19 protein-coding genes, 1 tRNA gene and 1 pseudogene are annotated in these 20,111 nt (G+C 42.0%); 3 read left to right on the forward strand and 18 right to left on the reverse strand.

Annotation, left to right across the window (positions count from 1 at the left end):
* Nucleotides 1-68 precede the first annotated feature (68 nt).
* Complete coding sequence (locus K8L98_RS22635) at nucleotides 69-980, forward strand: nuclease-related domain-containing protein (protein WP_223443710.1); 912 nt, start codon at nucleotides 69-71, stop codon at nucleotides 978-980.
* Nucleotides 981-1,402: 422 nt separating this feature from the next.
* Here the strand turns inward: K8L98_RS22635 and K8L98_RS22640 are convergent, their stop codons facing one another.
* From K8L98_RS22640 to rpoN, 9 genes are all read right to left on the reverse strand, one after another.
* Complete coding sequence (locus tag K8L98_RS22640) at nucleotides 1,403-1,858, reverse strand: hypothetical protein (RefSeq protein ID WP_223438257.1); 456 nt, start codon at nucleotides 1,856-1,858, stop codon at nucleotides 1,403-1,405.
* 9 nt (nucleotides 1,859-1,867) lie between these two features.
* A complete protein-coding gene (eno, locus tag K8L98_RS22645) occupies nucleotides 1,868-3,160 on the reverse strand; it encodes a phosphopyruvate hydratase (protein ID WP_223438259.1) in 1,293 nt (430 codons plus the stop codon).
* Nucleotides 3,161-3,185: 25 nt separating this feature from the next.
* The gene (gene gpmI, locus K8L98_RS22650) at nucleotides 3,186-4,721 is read right to left on the reverse strand and encodes a 2,3-bisphosphoglycerate-independent phosphoglycerate mutase (RefSeq protein ID WP_223438261.1); all 1,536 of its coding nucleotides are present in this window, start codon (nucleotides 4,719-4,721) and stop codon (nucleotides 3,186-3,188) included.
* Nucleotides 4,714-5,475, reverse strand: a complete 762-nt coding sequence (gene tpiA / locus K8L98_RS22655; RefSeq protein ID WP_223438263.1) for a triose-phosphate isomerase — start codon at nucleotides 5,473-5,475, stop codon at nucleotides 4,714-4,716. Before tpiA ends, gpmI begins: the two co-directional genes overlap by 8 nt.
* Nucleotides 5,476-5,504: 29 nt before the next feature.
* On the reverse strand, nucleotides 5,505-6,689 hold the full coding sequence (locus tag K8L98_RS22660; RefSeq protein ID WP_223438266.1) for a phosphoglycerate kinase: 1,185 nt from the start codon (nucleotides 6,687-6,689) through the stop codon (nucleotides 5,505-5,507).
* Between the two features lie 133 nt (nucleotides 6,690-6,822).
* Nucleotides 6,823-7,830, reverse strand: coding sequence for a type I glyceraldehyde-3-phosphate dehydrogenase (gene gap, locus K8L98_RS22665; RefSeq protein ID WP_223438273.1), 1,008 nt, complete (start codon nucleotides 7,828-7,830; stop codon nucleotides 6,823-6,825).
* Between the two features lie 52 nt (nucleotides 7,831-7,882).
* Nucleotides 7,883-8,911 carry a sugar-binding transcriptional regulator gene (locus K8L98_RS22670; RefSeq protein WP_223438275.1) on the reverse strand — a complete coding sequence of 343 codons (1,029 nt, stop codon included), beginning with the start codon at nucleotides 8,909-8,911 and terminating at the stop codon, nucleotides 7,883-7,885.
* A gap of 120 nt (nucleotides 8,912-9,031) precedes the next feature.
* Entirely contained in the window at nucleotides 9,032-9,289 is a 258-nt protein-coding gene (locus tag K8L98_RS22675) for a glutaredoxin family protein (protein ID WP_223438277.1), read from the reverse strand.
* A 14-nt stretch (nucleotides 9,290-9,303) separates the two neighbouring features.
* On the reverse strand, nucleotides 9,304-10,623 hold the full coding sequence (gene rpoN, locus K8L98_RS22680) for an RNA polymerase factor sigma-54 (protein ID WP_223438279.1): 1,320 nt from the start codon (nucleotides 10,621-10,623) through the stop codon (nucleotides 9,304-9,306).
* A gap of 78 nt (nucleotides 10,624-10,701) precedes the next feature.
* On the opposite strand from rpoN, the gene yvfG reads away from it, so the two are divergent.
* On the forward strand, nucleotides 10,702-10,917 hold the full coding sequence (yvfG, locus tag K8L98_RS22685) for a protein YvfG (RefSeq protein WP_223438281.1): 216 nt from the start codon (nucleotides 10,702-10,704) through the stop codon (nucleotides 10,915-10,917).
* Between the two features lie 236 nt (nucleotides 10,918-11,153).
* On the opposite strand, the gene K8L98_RS22690 is transcribed toward yvfG, so the two are convergent.
* The 3 genes and pseudogenes from K8L98_RS22690 to K8L98_RS22700 all read right to left on the reverse strand — a co-directional run bounded on the left by K8L98_RS22690 (nucleotide 11,154) and on the right by K8L98_RS22700 (nucleotide 12,539).
* Nucleotides 11,154-11,681, reverse strand: a complete 528-nt coding sequence (locus K8L98_RS22690) for a peptidoglycan-binding domain-containing protein (protein WP_223443713.1) — start codon at nucleotides 11,679-11,681, stop codon at nucleotides 11,154-11,156.
* A pseudogene (locus K8L98_RS22695) lies at nucleotides 11,661-12,176 on the reverse strand (peptidoglycan recognition protein family protein); the annotation flags it as partial. The pseudogene K8L98_RS22695 and the gene K8L98_RS22690, both read right to left, overlap by 21 nt.
* 287 nt (nucleotides 12,177-12,463) lie before the next feature.
* Nucleotides 12,464-12,539 (reverse strand) — tRNA-Arg (locus tag K8L98_RS22700).
* Between the two features lie 688 nt (nucleotides 12,540-13,227).
* Here K8L98_RS22700 and clpP point away from each other — a divergent pair.
* Nucleotides 13,228-13,827 carry an ATP-dependent Clp endopeptidase proteolytic subunit ClpP gene (gene clpP, locus K8L98_RS22705; RefSeq protein ID WP_223438283.1) on the forward strand — a complete coding sequence of 200 codons (600 nt, stop codon included), beginning with the start codon at nucleotides 13,228-13,230 and terminating at the stop codon, nucleotides 13,825-13,827.
* Nucleotides 13,828-15,161: 1,334 nt separating this feature from the next.
* Here clpP and K8L98_RS22710 read toward each other — a convergent pair.
* From K8L98_RS22710 to trxB, 6 genes are all read right to left on the reverse strand, one after another.
* Nucleotides 15,162-15,419 (reverse strand): HPr family phosphocarrier protein, encoded by a 258-nt coding sequence (locus K8L98_RS22710; protein WP_133312653.1) that lies wholly within the window; start codon nucleotides 15,417-15,419, stop codon nucleotides 15,162-15,164.
* A gap of 25 nt (nucleotides 15,420-15,444) precedes the next feature.
* A complete protein-coding gene (whiA, locus tag K8L98_RS22715) occupies nucleotides 15,445-16,395 on the reverse strand; it encodes a DNA-binding protein WhiA (protein ID WP_223438285.1) in 951 nt (316 codons plus the stop codon).
* A 51-nt stretch (nucleotides 16,396-16,446) separates the two neighbouring features.
* Complete coding sequence (locus K8L98_RS22720) at nucleotides 16,447-17,406, reverse strand: gluconeogenesis factor YvcK family protein (RefSeq protein ID WP_223438287.1); 960 nt, start codon at nucleotides 17,404-17,406, stop codon at nucleotides 16,447-16,449.
* Nucleotides 17,407-18,294: an RNase adapter RapZ gene (gene rapZ, locus K8L98_RS22725; protein WP_223438289.1), complete on the reverse strand. Its 888-nt coding sequence runs from the start codon at nucleotides 18,292-18,294 to the stop codon at nucleotides 17,407-17,409.
* Between the two features lie 53 nt (nucleotides 18,295-18,347).
* On the reverse strand, nucleotides 18,348-18,806 hold the full coding sequence (locus K8L98_RS22730) for an 8-oxo-dGTP diphosphatase (protein WP_223438291.1): 459 nt from the start codon (nucleotides 18,804-18,806) through the stop codon (nucleotides 18,348-18,350).
* A 340-nt stretch (nucleotides 18,807-19,146) separates the two neighbouring features.
* Nucleotides 19,147-20,097 (reverse strand): thioredoxin-disulfide reductase, encoded by a 951-nt coding sequence (gene trxB, locus K8L98_RS22735; protein ID WP_223438293.1) that lies wholly within the window; start codon nucleotides 20,095-20,097, stop codon nucleotides 19,147-19,149.
* Nucleotides 20,098-20,111: the final 14 nt, after the last annotated feature.

The raw sequence follows: 20,111 nt of genomic DNA on the forward strand, positions 1-20,111 counted from the left end.
GATTTTGGAGATTTGCGGTATTTTTATGCTCATTTTATGATGTGATAAAGGAGGTATCATAATTGATAATGAAAGAGAGATGTGAACCATTAGAGTTAAAGATTTATAAGAGCTTGAGTTCTCGAATGGATCTGGTTCCAAAAGACAAAACTCACTTTGATAACCTTTTGAAAGGGTATGAAGGGGAGAAGAGGTTTGATGATTGGATTAACGCAAGTGAGAGTGATGGGGTCCTTTTGAATGACCTTTTGTTTGAGACAAACAATACATTTTATCAGATAGATTCCTTGTACGTTGCTCCTCACACAATTTACCTTTTCGAGGTGAAAAACTATGCAGGAGATTTCTTTATTGAAGGAGAGAAATGGTATTCATCTTCAAAGCTCGAAATCAAAAATCCCATTTTACAGCTAAAAAGAAACGAATCTTTGTTCAGGAGATTGCTGCAGGAAAATAAATTCTCGTTTTCAGTTGAAGCGTATGTTGTGTTTATAAACCACGAATTTCATCTTTATCAAGCTCCCCCTACTTTACCAATTATTTATCCTTCCCAATTAAATCGTTATGCAGAGAAATTTAATAAAAACGCGATAGCTTCAAACGGGGTTTACCCGAAGCTTGCGGAAAAGCTTTTGTCACTTCACATGAATGAATCTCCTTACTCGCGCTTGCCAGAGTATAGGTATGAAGAAGTTAGAAAGGGGATTGTTTGTGGGAAATGCGGAAAATTAAATCTTTCGTTATATAAAAAAACACTATTGCTGTGCAGTGATTGTAACGAAACGGAGATCTATAAGGAAGCTGTTTTAAGGTGCGTGAATGAATTCAAACTGCTTTTCCCTGACAAGAAAATAACCGCGGACCAAATAGACGATTGGTGTGGAAATATAAAGAATAAAAGATCGATTCAAAGAATTCTCAGGGAGAATTTTGTTAGAGTCGGGCATGGAAAAACTACTAATTATGCGGATGTACAATGATAAAGTTAAGTTTGTTTTTTCTATTTTATAATTGGCGCACTTCCTCCCTGCCGGAGTGCCTTCTTTGGCTGCTAACTCCTTTTTGGCGCACTTCCTCCCTGCCGGAGTGCCTTCTTTGTGCTGCATACTTCGTTTTGGCGCACTTCCTTCCTGCTGGAGTGCCTTCTTTGTGCTGCATACTTCGTTTTGGCGCACTTCCTTCCTGCCGGAGAGCATTCTTTGTGCTTTAAACTTCGTTTTGGCGCACTTCCTTCCTACCGGAGAGCTTTCTTTGTGCTGCTAACTCCTTTTTGGCGCACTTCCTTCCTGCCGGAGTGCATTCTTTGTGCTTCAAACTCCGTGTTGCCGCACTTCCTCCCTGCAGGAGTGCCTTCTTTGTGCTGCTAACTCCTTTTTGGCGCACTTCCTTCCTGCCCGAGAGCCTACATTGTGCTGCTAACTTCGTTTTGGCGCACTTCCTTCCTGCCGGAGTACCTTCTTTGTGCTGCAAACTCCTTTTTGGCGCACTTCCTTCCTGCCGGAGTGCCTTCTTTGTGCTGCAAACTCCTTTTTGGCGCACTTCCTTCCTGCCGGAGTGCCTTCTTTGTGCTGCTAACTCCTTTTTGGCGCACTTCCTTCCTGCAGGAGTACCTTCTTTGTGCTGCAAACTCCTTTTTGGCACACTTTCTTCCTGCCGAAGAGCCTTCTTTGTGCTTCAAACTCCATGTTGCCGCACTTCCTTCCTGCCGGAGTGCCCTCTTTGTGCTGCTAACTCCGTTTTGGCGCACTTCCTTAAGGTCGAAGGACTCTATTTTTGCTGCATTCACCATATTATTGGAGGCGAAGTCCTTTTCACCACAAAAAAACCGCCCGGAAACAAAATCCCGGGCGGTTTTCATACATACAAATTATTTTCTTAAGTTGTAGAAAGTGTGGATTCCATCGTATCTAGCTGTGTCACCAAGCTGATCTTCAATGCGAAGAAGCTGGTTGTATTTTGCAACACGGTCAGTACGTGAAGGAGCACCTGTTTTGATTTGGCCAGCGTTTGTTGCTACAGCGATGTCAGCAATTGTGCTGTCTTCTGTTTCACCAGAACGGTGAGAGATTACAGCTGTGTAGCCAGCGCGTTTAGCCATTTCGATTGCATCAAATGTTTCAGTTAATGTACCGATTTGGTTCACTTTGATAAGGATTGAGTTGCTGATTCCTTTTTCAATACCTTCAGAAAGCTTCTTAGTGTTTGTTACGAATAGATCGTCACCAACTAATTGAACTTTGTCGCCAAGGCGCTCAGTTAATAGTTTGTGGCCTTCCCAGTCGTTTTCATCTAAGCCGTCTTCGATAGAGATGATTGGGTATTTAGAAACTAAATCTTCGTAGAAGTCTACCATTTCAGCAGATGTTTTTACAACACCTTCGCCTGATAGGTGGTATTTGCCGTCTTCTTTGTTGAAGATTTCAGAAGCTGCAACGTCCATAGCAAGTTTTACTTGCTCGCCTGGTTTGTAGCCAGCTTTTTCGATTGCTTCGATGATTGTTTGTAGAGCTTCTTCGTTTGATCCAAGGTTTGGAGCGAATCCGCCTTCGTCACCTACAGCTGTGTTAAGGCCTTTGCCTTGAAGAACTGATTTCAGGCTGTGGAAAATTTCAGCACCCATGCGAAGTGCTTCGTGGAAATCTTCAGCTCCAACCGGCATAACCATGAATTCTTGAATGTCAACGTTGTTATCAGCATGCTCTCCGCCGTTGATGATGTTCATCATTGGCACTGGCAATGTTTTAGCGTTGAATCCGCCAAGGTATTGGTAAAGTGGAAGACCTAAGAATTCAGCTGCTGCACGAGCTGCTGCCATAGATACACCAAGGATTGCGTTCGCACCTAATTTACCTTTGTTTTCCATACCGTCAAGCTCGATTAGAAGGTGATCGATTGCAACTTGCTCAGTTACGTCGAATCCTAATAATTCAGGAGCGATTACTTCGTTAACGTTTTTAACAGCGTTCAATACGCCTTTTCCCAGGTAACGGGATTTGTCGCCGTCACGTAATTCTACTGCTTCATATTCACCAGTAGATGCGCCAGATGGAACCAATGCACGTCCCATAGCACCTGTTTCTGTGTGTACTTCTACTTCAACTGTCGGGTTACCGCGTGAGTCTAATACTTCGCGAGCAAATACATCAACAATGTATGGCATAATTTATTTCTCTCCTTTTAAATGGTTATTTTTTAATTAATGATTTACCTGTCATTTCTTTCGGAAGGTCTACTCCAAGCAAGTCAAGCATGGTTGGCGCTAAATCACCAAGAATTCCATCTTCTCTTAAGCCTGCAACTTCCTTTGTTACGATTACAGGAACTGGATTTGTTGTATGTGCTGTCATCGGTGTACCTTCTAGGGTTGTCACTTCATCTGCATTTCCATGGTCCGCTGTAATAATAGCCGTTCCGCCTTTAGCAACAATCGCATCAACAATTTTGCCAAGACATTCATCAACTGTTTCTATTGCTTTAACAGTCGGTTCAAGCATCCCTGAATGTCCAACCATATCCGGGTTGGCAAAATTCAGGATAATCGCATTATGCTTGTCAGCTTCGATTTCGCCAAGCAACGCGTCCGTTACTTCGTAGGCACTCATCTCAGGCTTCAAATCATAGGTTGCGACTTTTGGTGAATCAATTAGAATGCGTTCTTCACCCGGGAATGCTGCTTCACGTCCGCCGCTCATGAAAAATGTTACGTGAGGGTATTTTTCCGTTTCAGCAATCCGAAGCTGGGTTAACCCGTTTTGCGATAGAACTTCACCTAGTGTGTTATCTAAGTTCGTTGCTTTAAAAGCAACATACCCATCTACTGTTTCACTAAAATGAGTCAAACATACAAAATGCAGGTTTTTCGGATGCTTTGGTCCACGGTCAAATGAACGGAAGTCTTCGTTTGTAAATGTGTTCGAAATCTGAATTGCGCGATCCGGACGGAAATTATAAAAAATAACCGCATCGTTCTCGCTGATTGTTGCAACAGGAGAGCCGTCTTCTTTCGTCATAACTGAAGGAAGAACGAACTCGTCGTGGATTCCATTTTTATATGAATCTTCCACTAAGTCAAGCGGATTCGTATAAGTTGGGCCCTCACCGTATACCATAGCGCGGTACGCTTTCTCAACACGATCCCAGCGCTTGTCGCGGTCCATGGAATAATAACGGCCTGAGAGGGTTGCAATTGCACCAACACCATACTCTTCGATCTTTTCGTTTAATTGCTTAATATAGCCTTCTGCTGTTTGCGGGCCAACATCACGGCCGTCAAGGAAGCCATGGATGTAAACATTCTTGACGCCTTCTTCTTTTGCCAGTCTCAGCAAAGCAAAAAGATGGTCAATGTGACTATGAACCCCTCCATCAGAAAGCAATCCAAAGATATGAAGGTTTGTGCCGTTTTCTTTAACGTGATTCATTGCTGAAATGAAGGTTTCATTTTTCTCAAATTGACCTTCACGAATGGCTACGTTCACACGCGTTAAGCTTTGATAGACGATACGTCCGGCACCAATGTTCAAATGCCCTACTTCTGAATTCCCCATCTGGCCTTCAGGCAAACCGACTGCTTCGCCGCTTGCCGTTAAAGTAGCATGAGGATACTGATTCCAGTAACGGTCAAAGTTTGGTTTTTTCGCATGAATAACCGCATTACCCTTTTCTTCGCTGCGAAGTGCAAACCCGTCAAGGATAATTAAGGCTACCGGTTTCTTACTCATGTTGTCCTGCCTCCAAAAGCTGTAAGAAAGATTGCGGCTCAAGACTTGCTCCGCCGACTAAAGCGCCGTCGATGTCAGACTCTGCCATGTATTCTTTAATGTTCTCAGGCTTTACGCTGCCGCCGTATTGAATGCGTACTGCTTCAGCTACTTCTTTAGAGAACTGATCTGCCACAACTGAACGGATGTGTGAACACACGTCATTTGCATCTTTTGCAGAAGAAGATTTGCCAGTGCCGATTGCCCAGATTGGCTCATATGCAATGACAACTTCTTTCAATTGCTCGTCTGATAAACCAGCAAGTGCTTTTGTTACTTGATCTCCTACAAGATCGTTTGTTTTGCCTGCTTCACGTTCTTCAAGCGTTTCGCCGCAGCATACGATCGGCACAAGACCATGCTTGAAAGCAGCAGCTGTCTTTTTGTTTACTGTTTCATCTGTTTCAGCAAACATTTCGCGGCGCTCTGAGTGACCAAGGATCACGTAGCTTACGCCTAAGTCTTTAAGTGCCACAGGGCTAGTTTCGCCTGTAAATGCACCATTTTCTTCGAAATGCATGTTTTGGGCACCGATTTTCACATCAGTTCCATTAGCAGCCTCTACAAGGCGGTCTAAAAAGAGTGCAGGTGCACAAACTACAGATTCAATTTTGTCAGCAGAAGGAACTAAGCCTTTTACTTCTTCAATGAATGCTGCTGCTTCGCCCATTACTTTGTTCATTTTCCAGTTACCAGCGATAATTGGCTTTCTCATCACGCACACCGTCCTTAACAAACAAGAATTTATTTATCGTTTAAAGCGACAACTCCTGGAAGCTCTTTACCTTCCATGAATTCAAGAGATGCTCCGCCGCCTGTTGAAATGTGATCCATTTTATCTGCCATGTTGAATTTCTCAACTGCAGCAGCAGAATCTCCTCCGCCGATGACTGTATATGTATCTTTTGCTTCTGAAAGTGCTACAGCCACAGACTTTGTACCTTCTGCAAATGCATCTAATTCAAATACGCCAAGCGGTCCGTTCCAGATCACAAGCTTTGAATTACTGATAACATCTTTATAGATTTCGCGGGATTTTGGTCCAGCATCTAAGCCTTCCCAGTCACTTGGAATGCTGTCGATCGGCACAACTTTAATATTTGCATCGTTTGAAAAATCATCAGCTACAACTACGTCAACTGGCATATAGAAGTTAACGCCGTTCTTTTCCGCCTTTTCCATGAAGGATTTAGCAAGCTCGACTTTATCTTCTTCAAGAAGAGATTTCCCAACCTCGTGGCCCATTGCTTTAATGAATGTATAAGCAAGTCCGCCGCCGATGATCAAGTTATCCACTTTATCTAAGAGGTGATCAATCACACCGATTTTGTCTTTTACTTTAGCTCCGCCGATAATTGCTGTGAACGGACGCTCAGGGTTTGATAATGCTTTGCCCAATACTTCTAATTCTTTTTCCAAAAGGAAACCTGCAACTGCCGGAATGTGGTCTGCAATGCCTGCTGTAGAAGCATGTGCACGGTGTGCTGCTCCGAAAGCGTCATTTACATAGACATCAGCAAGTTCAGCAAATGCTTTTGCAAGCTCAGGATCATTCTTCTCTTCACCAGGGTAGAAACGAACGTTTTCTAATAGAAGTACGTCGCCTTCCTGCATCTTAGAGATTTCAGCTTTTACAGAGTCGCCATAAGCTTCGTCTGCTTTCGCTACATTTTTGCCAAGTAATTCTTGAAGACGCTCTGCAACTGCGTTTAAACGAAGCTCCTCAACAACTTGTCCTTTTGGACGGCCTAAATGGCTTGCTAATAGAACCTTAGCACCTTGCTCTGTTAAGTACTGAATAGTTGGTATAGCTGCGCGAATGCGTGTGTCATCTGTTACTTTGCCATCTTTCATCGGCACGTTGAAATCTACACGGCAGAAGACAACTTTCCCTTTAACCTCGATGTCTTTTACTGACTTTTTGTTCATCTTCAGGAATTCCTCCTTTAATTGGAATGGTATGGCATACAAAGCAAAAGGGAGGGGGCCTGTATTCCCCTTCCCCTTGCTTTCATTATAACCTTAGTTTTGCTTTGAATCCAAGCCTCAGGAGACTTAAGGATTAAAGACCTTTAGAAGCGATGTAATCAACAAGGTCTACTACACGGTTAGAGTAGCCAGACTCATTGTCGTACCAAGAGATTACTTTTACCATGCTTTCTTCCATAACCATTGTAGATAAAGCATCGATTGTAGAAGAAGCTGGGTCGCCATTGTAGTCGCCAGAAACTAATGGCTCTTCGCTGTAGTTAAGAATTCCTTTTAATGCGCCTTCAGAAGCTTCTTTGAATGCTGCATTTACTTCTTCAGCTGTTACGTTAGTGTCAAGTTCAGCAACTAAGTCTACTAAAGAAACGTTTGGAGTTGGAACACGCATAGCTCCGCCGTTTAATTTACCTTTAAGCTCAGGCAATACTAGAGATACTGCTTTAGCTGCTCCAGTTGAAGTAGGGATGATGTTTTCAGCTGCTGCACGAGCACGACGGTAGTCTTTATGCGGCAAGTCAAGAATTTGCTGATCGTTAGTGTATGAGTGAACAGTTGTCATCATACCGCGTTTGATGCCGAATTTGTCGTTTAGAACTTTAGCGAATGGCGCTAAGCAGTTAGTAGTACAAGATGCATTAGAGATTACATCATGGCTTGCAGCGTCATATTTGTCATGGTTAACTCCCATAACAATTGTGATGTCTTCATCTGTTGCAGGAGCAGAGATGATTACTTTTTTAGCGCCAGCTTCTAAGTGCTTCGCAGCGTCTGCACGCTTAGTGAAGAAACCAGTTGATTCAACAACTACTTCTACTCCGCGTTCGCCCCAAGATAATTTTGCAGGATCGCGCTCTGCTGATACTTGGATTGTTTTACCGTCAACAACAAGGTTGTTTCCGTCTACTTTCACGTCAGCATCTAATCTGCCATGAATTGAGTCATATTTTAAAAGGTGAGCAAGCATGTTAGCGTCTGTTAAGTCGTTAACCGCTACAACATCCACATTAGGATTTTTAAGTGCTGCACGAAATACGTTACGTCCGATACGTCCAAAACCGTTAATACCAATTTTTACTGCCATGATTGAAATTTCCTCCTTTAAATAAGTGAGAGATTTTTTTGTAGCTATATAATTAGGGATTAAGATCCCTTATTAACTCTTTCGCGGCGCCTTCATCCGTTATAAGAATGGAATCGGCTGCCTGCCTCAGGTATGCCCGGATGGCTTTTGCTTTTGATGCTCCGCCTGCCACTGCAATAACATCCTGAATCTTTTCTAAGTCGCTAAGCTGCATCCCTACTGTCTGCACCTTGTGAACGACTTCTCCTTCTTGATTGAAATAATACCCGAACGCTTCAGCTACCGCCTGACCCTGCTCTATCTTTATGTAGTCTTCTGGCAGTGTTTTCCGGCGTTCCGCCATTGTCTTAGCGTCTCCTATTCCATGAACAACCATACTTGAAGATTTAATGAGCATAAGCAGCTCTTTAATCGACGGTTCTTCAATAATAGAGAGATAGGCTTCCTTGCTTAACTGATCTGGAACGTGCAGAAGACGGTAGTTTCCCATCGCCCTCTCAGCCATTTTTGCGCAGATTGTGTTGGCCTGGTTTTCTACATTTTCTCCAAGACCGCCTCTGGCAGGTACATACAGCTGTTCGCGATTTTTACTGTCCGGTGTCATCATTTCAGCGACAGCGGCAATGGTTGTTCCTCCAGTGACAGCGACGATATTTTCTCCTGTAAGCCGCTCTTTTATGCATGCAACACAGGCTCTGCCCATTTCTTTCTTAACCCATGAGAACTGATCGCTGTCTCCGGATACGACGATGACGTTTTTTAGATTTAAACGTTCCTTTAATGTATTTTCCAAAAACGTTAGACCTAAAACATCTTTCATCGTTTCTTCGAGAATTCTTAACAGAGATGATCCTTCCTTCGTTAACATCATGCCGGAGGAAAAAATATCGATCAAATTTTGATCTTTCAAAAATTGAACTTCCCCTCTTAAAACCCGTTCACTGATCCCGAGACTAGATGAAAGACTTCGACGTCCGATTGGCTGCATTAGTCGTATATACTGAAGGATCTGATAACGTTTTTGCATAACTTGAAGCAGATCAGGCAATAATTTTTTTTGGACTTCTATAATTGACCTCATGTACAAATTCCCTTTCAAGAACATACGGGACAAAAAATGTCCCTCTATGACGTAATATGTCCCACTATCCCTAAAAAAAATCATCCCTGCTATATTTTTATTTTAACAGGGTGAAAAAGCTTATTCAACTATTGTTTCTCGCTTTTCGTCAAGTAACCGCTTTCTTATAAAATCTTTTTTAATTTTGCCGTATCCAAGCACCAAACCTCCATATTCAACGACAGGAATCATGAGCTGATACTTTTCAAGCAGGGCATCGTCACTGTAAATATCAACAACCTCGATTTCAATTTCCATGTCGTTTTTCAGCTTTTCAAGTTCCTCTAAAGCTTCAGAGCAGAGAGGACAGCTGTTTCTTGAATACATTTTTAAAAGCATTATTTTTACACATCCTAATATCGTTTTCTTGCAGAAGAAGAGGCAATGCCTAGCTGATCTCTGTATTTGGCCACCGTTCTTCTTGAGACATCTATTTGATGTTCCTCTGTGAGTTTTGAGACAATTTTCTGATCGGACAGCGGAGCAAGCTTATCTTCCTGTTCAATCATTTGTTCTATGATTGTTTTTACAGTGGAAGCAGTGATGTCCTGAGAGGATTGCTCTAATCCGTTTGAGAAAAAAAACTTCAGCTCATAAAGCCCATGAGGAGTCTGAACATACTTCTCCCTCACTGTCCTGCTGACAGTTGATTCATGAACTTCAATAGCATCAGCGACAGTCTTTAATGTCAGCGGTTTCATAAACAACTCACCTTTTTCGAAAAAGTCAGCCTGCCTCCGGACAATCTCTTTCATCACTTTCATCATTGTCTCTTTCCGCTGATTCAGCGTTTTTATCAGCCATCTGCATTGATTGAGCTTTGAAGACAGATATTGCTTCACATCTGCATCTTCTATAGAAGAATAATCCGATTCATAGGCAGAGTTAACGGCGACTTTAGGTGAAATGTCATCATTGTACATGACTTGCCATTCCCCGTGAACCTTGGCAACTGTCAGCTCAGGAACAATATAGCTGTCATGAACGTGATGATAGGCAAGCCCAGGGCGCGGATGCAGTTTTTTTATAAAATCCTGGACACCTTGAATTTCTTTTAAATCAAGCTTCGTTCTTTTCGCAAGCTCTTTCCATGATTTTTCTGCGAATAAGTAGAAATAGTCGTTCACAATTAATTCGGCTGTTTTATTTCGTTTTGGCAGCCTTGCAAGCTGAATCGAAATGCATTCCTGCAGATTTCTCGCCCCTACTCCTGCCGGGTCAAGCTTCTGTAATACGGTTAGCTGCTGATTTAGCTCCTCAGCACTGATGCTGAATTTTTCTGAAAGCACACTAAGATCTGCCTCTATGTACCCGTTAGGATCAAGAGCCTGTATCAGGATATGAAGTGCGCGTTTTTCTGATGCAGTCAGCTTCATCCCCAGCAGCTGTGCTTCTAAATGCTGCTGCAGTGTTGTGCCAAGGCTTGAGACGTTTTCAATCATGTCCCTGTTCTTTGATGAACTTGTCATTTTCACCCGTGATGAGGTATGATACAATACGCCTGAATCAGGCTTCTCTTTTAATTCGATGAGGGGATTTTCCAGGGTAAGGTCCTCTATATAGGAGGCAAGCTCCATAGAGGAGTATTGAAGGAGAGTAATCGCTTGCTTTAACTCTTGAGTCATATTAAGTTTTAATGATTGCTCTTGAAATAAACCGACTTTCATATTCATAGTTCGTTCCCCCTGCTTCTCATTTTACACGAAAACGGTCCATCATTGTATGGAAAGAACTTCAAAGGAGAGATATCAATGAGTGAATTATTTTCAGTGCCCTACTTTGAGCAAAATTTTAAAGAGCACATTAAACAGAATGAAGGTCAAGTTCCGAAGCTTGATGCCATGAACCGTTATTATCGATCTGTCGTATCAGCGCTGGTTCAGGATCAGCTTACAAAAAACTCAGTGGTCTTAAAACGGATTCAGAATTTGGACGAGGCGTACACTACGATTAAATCCGATAAATAATTGAAAAATTTACCTGTTCACAAAAAGCGCGACATGCTTTAAAATAAGAATTGTTGAGTCGTCAAGCACGGCAATATACACTTCTTGTCCAGTGCGGCTTACTGGACTCTTACATATTATTTCTGTTTCCATTCAATCATGCCCCGCCTAGGTTATCTTGGCGGGGCTTTTTTTATCGGATTGGCATTAAAGGTCCCAGTGTCAATATCTGTCTAAATCGTCTAAAAACACTTTTCTTACAGAAATAACCTTCGCCATGTCAGCGGTCCTACAATACCATCAACTTTAAGATTTTGCCTGCGCTGAAAATCCCTTACTGCACGCTCAGTGATTGGTCCATAAATATTGTCTGCCTTTACTCCAAGCTTTCGCTGTATTTCTCCGATATTTGCGCTCTTCATATATGGAGACTTCAATCTGTAAAGAGTACCCGGATACGGTTTTCCACGTCTTGGTTTTGCCCGATTCAGCTTGCTGAAGGTCTCCGGCCCTACGATTCCATCAGCCGTTATTCTCTGATCTCTTTGAAACTCTTTAACCGCAGCTGCTGTCTCCGCACCAAACGTGCCGTCTGCACCGAATCTCGGGAGCGCATATCCCAGTGAGATCAGTTTTTTCTGTAAAAAAGTTACCTCCGGGCCCCGGTTTCCCCTTCGTATAATGGTGACATCTACCACAGTGCCTGTTTCCTGCTTTGGCGGTTCAACTTTAATAGGCGTTCCGCTGCTCCCCCATGCATCATAATAAACACGCACATCACTCATGAATTTTTCCCAAGTCACACCATGTCCACTGAACCAGCTGTCCGGATCCAATCTTCGGCGTGGATCAAGTGTGCTGTGTGCGACTATTTTAGTTGAAGGGTTTAAATTGAACCTGCGGCAAAGGTACGCGTGGTACCATACATACCGGTCATAAGCTTTAATGAATTCTCCAGTGCGGCAGAGCTCAACAGCAATAGCTGCTTCATTTGCATCATAACCGAAGAGCTGATTATCTTCAGGGTTCCGGTAAAGATTATGCCAAGCTTTTTCATTTAATGGGATGATCTCAAGAATTTTATCATCATCTATAAACGCATGAGCAGAAGCACTCGGCTGAGAGTTGTTAAAATAATTAAAGTGATCGTCTGCATCAGCTGAGTTATTTGCCGTTTCGTGAGAGACTATAAATAGAGGTCCAGTCAGCTTTTCCCCTGAACGTGCATTTCCAAGACGGATATAGCGCTGTTCAATTTGATATTTTTGAGAAACACTCAATCTTTATCACTCCTTTTTATAGTAAATGATAGAGAGACGCCTTTTGGAAAGGCGCCTCTCTTGGCTCATTAGTCTATTTTTAAGGAATCTATGAAAGAATCTAGCAATTCAAATAGCAGATGCGTGTGTTCAGCTCCGTTCTGAAAAAGGAGTCTTTGTGCCCGAGCTTGTACTCCGTATAGGCGTCCTGCTATTCTTTGACGGCCGCATAGTAGTTTTATTAGCGTAAATCCAACAAAAAAAGAAAGAGCTGGTTTAATTAAAAAACCAGCTCTTTCTATAAGTGACGCGCTCGAAGGGATTCGAACCCCCGACAGACGTGGTACCGGAAACCACCGCTCTATCCAACTGAGCTACGAGCGCATATAAAAGTTAATTAGTCAGTAGCGTTATTATACGATAAAAACAACCTATGTATCAAGCGGTATTTTTATACTGCAGGCTGAAATGACTAAACTCCTGAAGATAACGGAGGTTTTCAGGATATAAATCTCTGATAATCGAGGAATTATTAGTGATAAAGAACAAAGGAGTACATGGACGATGAAAGGTTACATCATATTCAAATGGTTCCTCTTTCGCCTGTGATTTAGATCAGGGTAACTTTCATTTCTAAGGCAACAATGTGGATCTATACTGCATATAGTACGTTTCTGGATACATCCGAAGAGATTTCAGCGAAAAGTGCTGCACGACTGATCATAAGACGGCAGGGTACCAGACTGGTGAAATAGTGAATGCCTTTTGTCAGCACCGAAAGAAAATATAAAGGATATTTTAAAGAGCCTGCCGAATACATACGTTACAGCCTCCTAAGGAAACACCACTATAGAAGTTCATTATACGCAGAAAAAATGAGGCATGAAACAGCTTTACTCAACTGTTTGAAAGAAAGAATAATTGGGTAACATGTTTACAGTCAGCAACTGCTACATATGTATAAGGTGCAAGAAAAAGCTTTAAAGAACAGCGTTTCGTTTGACCTTTATTGACCATAGTTGTATGATGAGAGTACATAAAATTTACCTTTATTTAAAAGGAGGAAAATACGATGAATTTAATACCTACAGTTATTGAACAAACGAACCGCGGTGAACGTGCATACGATATTTACTCACGTCTTTTAAAAGACCGCATTATTATGCTTGGAAGCGGAATTGACGATAACGTGGCAAACTCAATTGTATCACAGCTTTTGTTCTTAGAAGCTGAAGATCCAGAGAAAGACATCTCAATCTACATTAACAGCCCTGGCGGTTCTATTACAGCCGGTATGGCGATTTACGATACAATGCAGTTTATTAAACCACAAGTATCAACAATCTGCATCGGTATGGCTGCTTCAATGGGAGCATTCCTCCTTGCAGCCGGCGCAAAAGGCAAACGCTATGCCCTTCCAAACAGTGAAGTTATGATTCATCAGCCTCTTGGCGGAGCTCAAGGACAGGCAACTGAAATTGAGATCGCTGCAAAACGCATCTTGTTCTTGCGTGATAAGCTGAATCAAATTCTTGCTGACCGCACTGGCCAGCCAATGGAAGTGATCGCTCGCGATACAGACCGTGACAACTTCATGACGGCAGAACGCGCACTTGAGTACGGCTTGATTGATAAAGTGATGACTCGCAATACAATGCCTGATAATAAATAAGAAGATACAGCAGAACGGCCTAAGGCCGTTCTGTTTTTTTGTTTTGAGGCATGAGCGTATGATTCCCCTAAACAGGCATGATCCTGGTTTTGGATACTCAATGAGTGCGTATGATTCCTCTATACAGGCACAATCCTGGTTTTGGATACTTATAGAGAGCGTATGATCCCCTTTTACAGGTTAAATCTCGGATTTGGGTACTCAATGAGTGCGTATGATTCCTCTTTAAGGTCTCAATCCTGGTTTTGGATACTCATAAAGTACGTATGATTCCCCTTTACAGGCTCAATCCTGGTTTTGGATACTCATAGAGTGCGTATGATTCCCCTATACAGGCTCAATCCTAGATTTGGATACTCAATGAGTCCGTATGATTCCCCTAAACAGGCTCAATCCTGGTTTTGGATACTCAATGAGAGCGTATGATTTCTCTTTACAGGCTCAATTCTGGATTTGGATACTCATAGAGTGCGTATGATTCCCCTTTACAGGCACAATCCTGGTTTTGGATACTCATAGAGTACGTATGATTCCCCTTTACAGGCTCAATCCTGGTTTTGGATACTAATAGAGAGTGTATGATCCCCTTTTACAGGCTAAATCTCGGATTTGGGTACTCAATGAGTGCGTATGATTCCTCTTTACAGGCTCAATTCTGGATTTAGATACTCATAGAGAGAGTATGATTCCCTTTTACAGGCTAAATCTCAGATTTGGGTACTCAATGAGTGCGTATGATTCCTCTTTACAGGCACAATCCTGGATTTGGATACTCATAGAGTACGTATGATTCCCCTGATCAGGCACAATCCTGGTTTTGGATACTCATAGAGTGCGTATGATCCCCTTTTACAGGCTAAATCTCGGATTTGGGTACTCAATGAGTGAGTATGATTCCTCTTTAAGGTCTCAATCCTGGTTTTGGATACTCATAAAGTACGTATGATTCCCCTTTACAGGCTCAATCCTGGTTTTGGATACTCATAGAGTGCGTATGATTCCCCTATACAGGCTCAATCCTAGATTTGGATACTCAATGAGTCCGTATGATTCCCCTAAACAGGCTCAATCCTGGTTTTGGATACTCAATGAGAGCGTATGATTTCTCTTTACAGGCTCAATTCTGGTTTTGGATACTCATAGAGAGCGTATGAAAGCGGCTTATTCTTATCCGATGTTTGCCAGTAAAGCTGATTTACTTTCTAAATCGTGATTTTTACTTTCCCAAATATCCTTTTTACTAGCGAAAACCCGTAAAATAATTTCCAAAGTCAACGAAATACTTTCTTTTTTTCAAATACCTCCTAATCAAAAAAAACGGCCAAAGGCCGTTTTTAAGCTTCTTGTTTCACATATTGAGATAAAACTTCTAATGCTTCTGACTCGTCATGGCCTTCTGCGATAAGAGTAACCACTGAGCCAGTGCTGATGGCGAGACTCATTAACCCCATGATGCTCTTCGCGTTCACCTTTTTCCCGTCTTTTTCTAAAAAGATGTCTGATGAATAACGATTAGCCTCTTGTACAAAAAGTGCTGCGGGACGGGCTTGTAAGCCTGTCTTTAAACGAACTTCGACCTGTTTCTCAACCATATAAATCCCCTCTTCTTTCCCCTTTTTATTTGATCGTTACCGGCTGGCCATTTCTAAGTTGTTCTGCAATCTCGTCAAGTTTTCTCAGACGGTGATTAATGCCTGACTTGCTGATTTTGCCGCTTGATACCATTTCACCCAGTTCTTTAAGCGTAACATCCTGATACTCTACCCGAAGGCGTGCGATTTCACTTAATTTGTCGGGCAGTGCTTCAAGACCCATTTTTTCATCGATGAATTTAATATTCTCGACTTGGCGTATGGCTGCACCAATTGTTTTATTTAAGTTAGCGGTTTCACAATTGACGAGACGGTTAACGGAATTTCTCATATCACGGACAATCCGCACATCTTCAAAGCGCAGGAGTGCCTGGTGTCCGCCGATAATGCTGAGAAAATCTGAGATTTTCTCAGCTTCCTTCAAATAGGTAATGTATCCTTTTTTCCGTTCAAGTGTTTTGCTGTTCAAATGGAAGGAATTCATTAATTCACATAGAGAGTCATTGTGCTCTTTATATAATGAAAAAATTTCTAAGTGATAGGATGAAGTCTCCGGATTATTGACAGAACCTCCTGCTAAAAAGGCACCTCTTATATAGGATCGCTTACAGCATTTCTTTCTGACAAGCTCCTCGGAAATACTTCTCTCAAACGTAAAGTTCTCTCCTAGGATGCCCAGATCCTCTAATATTTCACGAGCTTTTTCTATCAGCCGAACGATGTAGACGTTATTCTTTTTCAAACGCATTTTCTTCCGCACAAGCAGCTCGACAGAAACGTCATACTGCTTTTTTAAGAGAGTATATATTCTTCTAGCTATTGCTGCATTTTCGGTTTGAATGTCCAAAATTAATTTTCGATTCGAAAAAGAAAGAGAGCCGTTCATTCGGATGAGTGCAGATAACTCTGCTTTTAAACAACAGGCTTTAGATTCTATGTTGGTTAATTCTTTTTTTGTTTCAGAAGCAAAGGACATCTTTCTGCACCCTCCAATCCTATAAATGCATTCGTTTGCACTCTTTATTTTTTATGTGATCATATCATATAGCAGCTTGGCAACTTTAACCGTATCATGGCGGATGACGTTATTTTCGTAGGAAACAATCTTGTCATGAACGATCTCAAGTCCCAAATCACGCAATGCTTCAATATCATAATAGACGGGTTTAGCCAGTTCCTCTGCATATAATGCTTTCATCATATCAGGAATTTCTTCATCATTCACTAATATTGTATCGATGAACGTGCATTTCATGTGTTCATTCAATGCTTTTACATGATCGCTTGCAGTAAAATCAAGGGTTTCCCCTGCCTGAGTCATCACATTGCAAATATAAACCTTTTTTGCTTTTGCCTTGCATACCTCATCACCAATTTTAGGAACGAGAAGGTTAGGCAGAATACTCGTGTACAAGCTTCCCGGACCAAGGAGAATTAAATCAGCCTGCCGAATCACTTCGATCGTTTCTTCAAGAGGTTCAATGGATTCAGGTGATAAAAAGACGCGTTTAATCTTCTTGCCGGAGTAAGGTATTTTTGATTCTCCTGAAACGATCGTTCCATCTTCCATTTCAGCATGAAGGACGACGCTTCGATTTGCAGCAGGCAGAACTTTTCCGCGCACATTAAGGACTTTGCTCATTTCCCGCACGGCATGGAAAAAGTCGCCTGTAATATTCGTCATTGCTGCCAAGATAAGATTTCCAAGAGAATGTCCTGTGAGACTATTTCCTTTATTAAACCTGTGCTGAAATAAATCTTCTACTAACGGCTCTACATCTGAAAGCGCAGCTAACACATTGCGTATGTCACCTGGAGGCGGAATTTTGAGTTCCTCACGGAGCCGGCCTGAGCTCCCGCCATCATCTGCAACTGTAACAATTGCTGTAATATCAACTGGGTATACTTTTAACCCCCGCAATAGTACAGACAATCCGGTACCTCCGCCGATTATGACAACCTTTGGCCTATTTGCAGTATCAGTCATTTAATGACGGCTTCTGCGCTCAATATCACGATGTGATACGTGCGTCAGATAATCATTTTTGTAGTGCTTCGCAATGTATTCCGCCAATGTAACCGACCTGTGCTGGCCGCCTGTGCATCCTATTGCAATGACAAGCTGGCTTTTTCCTTCTCTTTTATAGTAAGGCAGCATGAAGGTAAGCAAATCAAGTACCTTTTCTAAAAACTTCTGAGTCTCTGTCCATTTTAGAACATATGAGGAAACTTCCTCTTCAAGTCCTGTTTTTGGTCTCATATGATCAATATAATGCGGATTCGGCAAGAATCTGACATCGAACACCAAATCAGCATCGATCGGCACTCCGTATTTAAAACCGAACGAGAGCACATTTACAGAGAAGGTATGCTCAGCATCTTCCGCAAACTGCTTCAGTATTTTTTCTCTGAGTTCGCGGGGCTTCAATTCAGATGTGTCAAAAATCATCTGTGAACGGCCTTTCAGTTCCTCAAGCAATTCTCTTTCGTTTTTAATTCCTTCTAAAGGCAAGCCTGTGGTGGCTAATGGATGAGACCTGCGTGTTTCCTTGTATCGAGTAACAAGGGTAGCATCCTTAGCATCCAGAAAAAGAATTTGAGGATTAATCCAAGTCTTTTCCGCCATATCATCCAGTGCCTGAAACAGGCTTTCAAAAAATTCGCGTCCCCGCAAATCCATTACCAGTGCAACTTTGTTCATTTTAGAGCCGGATTCCTTCATCAGCTCAAGAAACTTCGGAAGCAGATTAGGCGGCAGGTTATCTACACAAAAATAACCAAGATCTTCAAAGCTTTGAATGGCAACCGTTTTGCCTGCTCCTGACATACCTGTAATAATCACCATCTTAATATCCTGAACACTGCCTGTACTCATGCAGATTTCCTCCTTTCTCTTTCCCCGTGCTTTTATATGAATGAATGGATCGTTTACTGCGGATCTAACCGATATGCCAGCAGTTCAAAATCAGGTGTGTATGTAAAGGTGCCATATATCAGCCCTGCACCTTTCATCATAAACTCAAGAATATGATGGTCTCCCGGAGCCATCGGAAGGTCACTGACCTCTTCTAAAGAATGCCACTTAAGCTTTCCTTCCTCAGACTCTGCCACATTCTCACCTGTGAATTCCGTAGCAAAAAACGTAAACATCATCCACTCTGAAACAATTTCATTTCCATCTTTAATAATAAAGGTGAAGATTCCTTTAATTTTTGGGTTTTTTAAATATATGCCTGTTTCTTCACGATATTCTCGAATGACAGTGTCTTTAATCGATTCACCCTGCTCCATTTTTCCGCCAGGCGCCACCCACCATCCTCTTCTCGGTTTTTGCAGGAGAAGAATTTTATTGTCCTGTACTAAAACGCAATTCGTTACTCTTTGCAAAAGTCTTTCACCTCTGGGTTCGTTCGGGTAGTCTAAACATATTTACTCACTCTTTATTATACTATTTCAAAGACAACCTCACAATGAACGGAGGCTTTGTACAGACTTATTTTTTAAAGGAATGGCTTATGAGGTTTATATACGTGTGAGCCCGGATAAAAGTTTCAAAGGATAATAAACAAAAAAAAGGAGTACGGGAAAGGGCGCCCGTACTCAAAAGTTTATTTATAAAAGGGGGTCAATTACTACTTATATAGTACCGCATTATTATTTCAGTGGTGTTACAGGATAGTTAAAACCGAGTTACGTTTTTGTTAACTGTTTAAAGCTTTACCGAAAGTTAGTTGGCAGCTTTCATTTTTTCCATTAATTCTTCTACAAAATGCTGAGCACTTTGTGCTGCAATCGAGCCATCGCCTGTAGCTGTTACGATTTGACGCAATGACTTTTCACGGATATCGCCTGCAGCAAAGATGCCAGGGACCTTCGTTTCCATGCGCTCATTCGTTTCGATATATCCGTTTTCGTTTGTAATGCCGATAGAAGCAAACGGTTTTGACAGAGGAAGCATTCCGATATAAATAAATACTCCGTCCGCACTCATTTCAGTCTCTTCGCCTGTTTGAGTGTTTACAAGGGTTGCACTGCCTACCTTGCCGTCTTTTTCATTGATTTCTTTAATCGTATGATTCCAGATGAAATCTACTTTTTCATTATCAAATGCGCGCTGCTGAAGAATTTTTTGGGCACGAAGCTCATCACGTCTGTGAACAATTGTCACTTTTGATGCGAAACGGGTTAAATACACGCCTTCTTCTACTGCAGAGTCGCCTCCGCCAATAACGATCAGCTCTTTCTTTTTAAAGAATGCGCCGTCACAGACTGCACAGTAAGAAACTCCGCGGCCGCCAAGTTCCTTTTCGCCCGGAACGCCGATTTTTTTATACTCGGCACCAGCCGAAATAATGATAGAACGCGCTTTATATTGTTTGCTTCCGGCAACAACGGTTTTGTACTCTTCACCGTCGATAATTTCTTTTATATCTCCGTATGCATATTCAGCACCGAATTTTTTCGCATGGTCAAACATTTTTGTTGATAAGTCAGGTCCAAGAATATGGTCAAAACCAGGATAGTTTTCAACGTCCTCTGTATTTGCCATTTGTCCTCCAGGAACACCGCGCTCAATCATTAAAGTTGAGAGGTTTGCTCTGGATGTATAAACAGCTGCTGTCATTCCGGCAGGACCTGCACCAGCGATAATGACATCATAAATTTTCTCTTCAGACACACTACATCACTCCT

Origin of the sequence: Metabacillus dongyingensis (assembly GCF_019933155.2) — a bacterium.
Classification (GTDB): Bacteria; Bacillota; Bacilli; order Bacillales; family Bacillaceae; genus Bacillus_P; species Bacillus_P dongyingensis.

Bases quoted from the DNA above. Each gene is read 5' to 3' on its own strand.
- K8L98_RS22635 (WP_223443710.1), top strand. From the start codon at position 69: ATGAAAGAGAGATGTGAACCATTAGAGTTAAAGATTTATAAGAGCTTG.
- K8L98_RS22640 (WP_223438257.1), bottom strand. From the start codon at position 1,858: ATGAAAACCGCCCGGGATTTTGTTTCCGGGCGGTTTTTTTGTGGTGAA.
- eno (WP_223438259.1), bottom strand. From the start codon at position 3,160: ATGCCATACATTGTTGATGTATTTGCTCGCGAAGTATTAGACTCACGC.
- gpmI (WP_223438261.1), bottom strand. From the start codon at position 4,721: ATGAGTAAGAAACCGGTAGCCTTAATTATCCTTGACGGGTTTGCACTT.
- tpiA (WP_223438263.1), bottom strand. From the start codon at position 5,475: ATGAGAAAGCCAATTATCGCTGGTAACTGGAAAATGAACAAAGTAATG.
- K8L98_RS22660 (WP_223438266.1), bottom strand. From the start codon at position 6,689: ATGAACAAAAAGTCAGTAAAAGACATCGAGGTTAAAGGGAAAGTTGTC.
- gap (WP_223438273.1), bottom strand. From the start codon at position 7,830: ATGGCAGTAAAAATTGGTATTAACGGTTTTGGACGTATCGGACGTAAC.
- K8L98_RS22670 (WP_223438275.1), bottom strand. From the start codon at position 8,911: ATGAGGTCAATTATAGAAGTCCAAAAAAAATTATTGCCTGATCTGCTT.
- K8L98_RS22675 (WP_223438277.1), bottom strand. From the start codon at position 9,289: ATGCTTTTAAAAATGTATTCAAGAAACAGCTGTCCTCTCTGCTCTGAA.
- rpoN (WP_223438279.1), bottom strand. From the start codon at position 10,623: ATGAATATGAAAGTCGGTTTATTTCAAGAGCAATCATTAAAACTTAAT.
- yvfG (WP_223438281.1), top strand. From the start codon at position 10,702: ATGAGTGAATTATTTTCAGTGCCCTACTTTGAGCAAAATTTTAAAGAG.
- K8L98_RS22690 (WP_223443713.1), bottom strand. From the start codon at position 11,681: ATGAGTGATGTGCGTGTTTATTATGATGCATGGGGGAGCAGCGGAACG.
- clpP (WP_223438283.1), top strand. From the start codon at position 13,228: ATGAATTTAATACCTACAGTTATTGAACAAACGAACCGCGGTGAACGT.
- K8L98_RS22710 (WP_133312653.1), bottom strand. From the start codon at position 15,419: ATGGTTGAGAAACAGGTCGAAGTTCGTTTAAAGACAGGCTTACAAGCC.
- whiA (WP_223438285.1), bottom strand. From the start codon at position 16,395: ATGTCCTTTGCTTCTGAAACAAAAAAAGAATTAACCAACATAGAATCT.
- K8L98_RS22720 (WP_223438287.1), bottom strand. From the start codon at position 17,406: ATGACTGATACTGCAAATAGGCCAAAGGTTGTCATAATCGGCGGAGGT.
- rapZ (WP_223438289.1), bottom strand. From the start codon at position 18,294: ATGAGTACAGGCAGTGTTCAGGATATTAAGATGGTGATTATTACAGGT.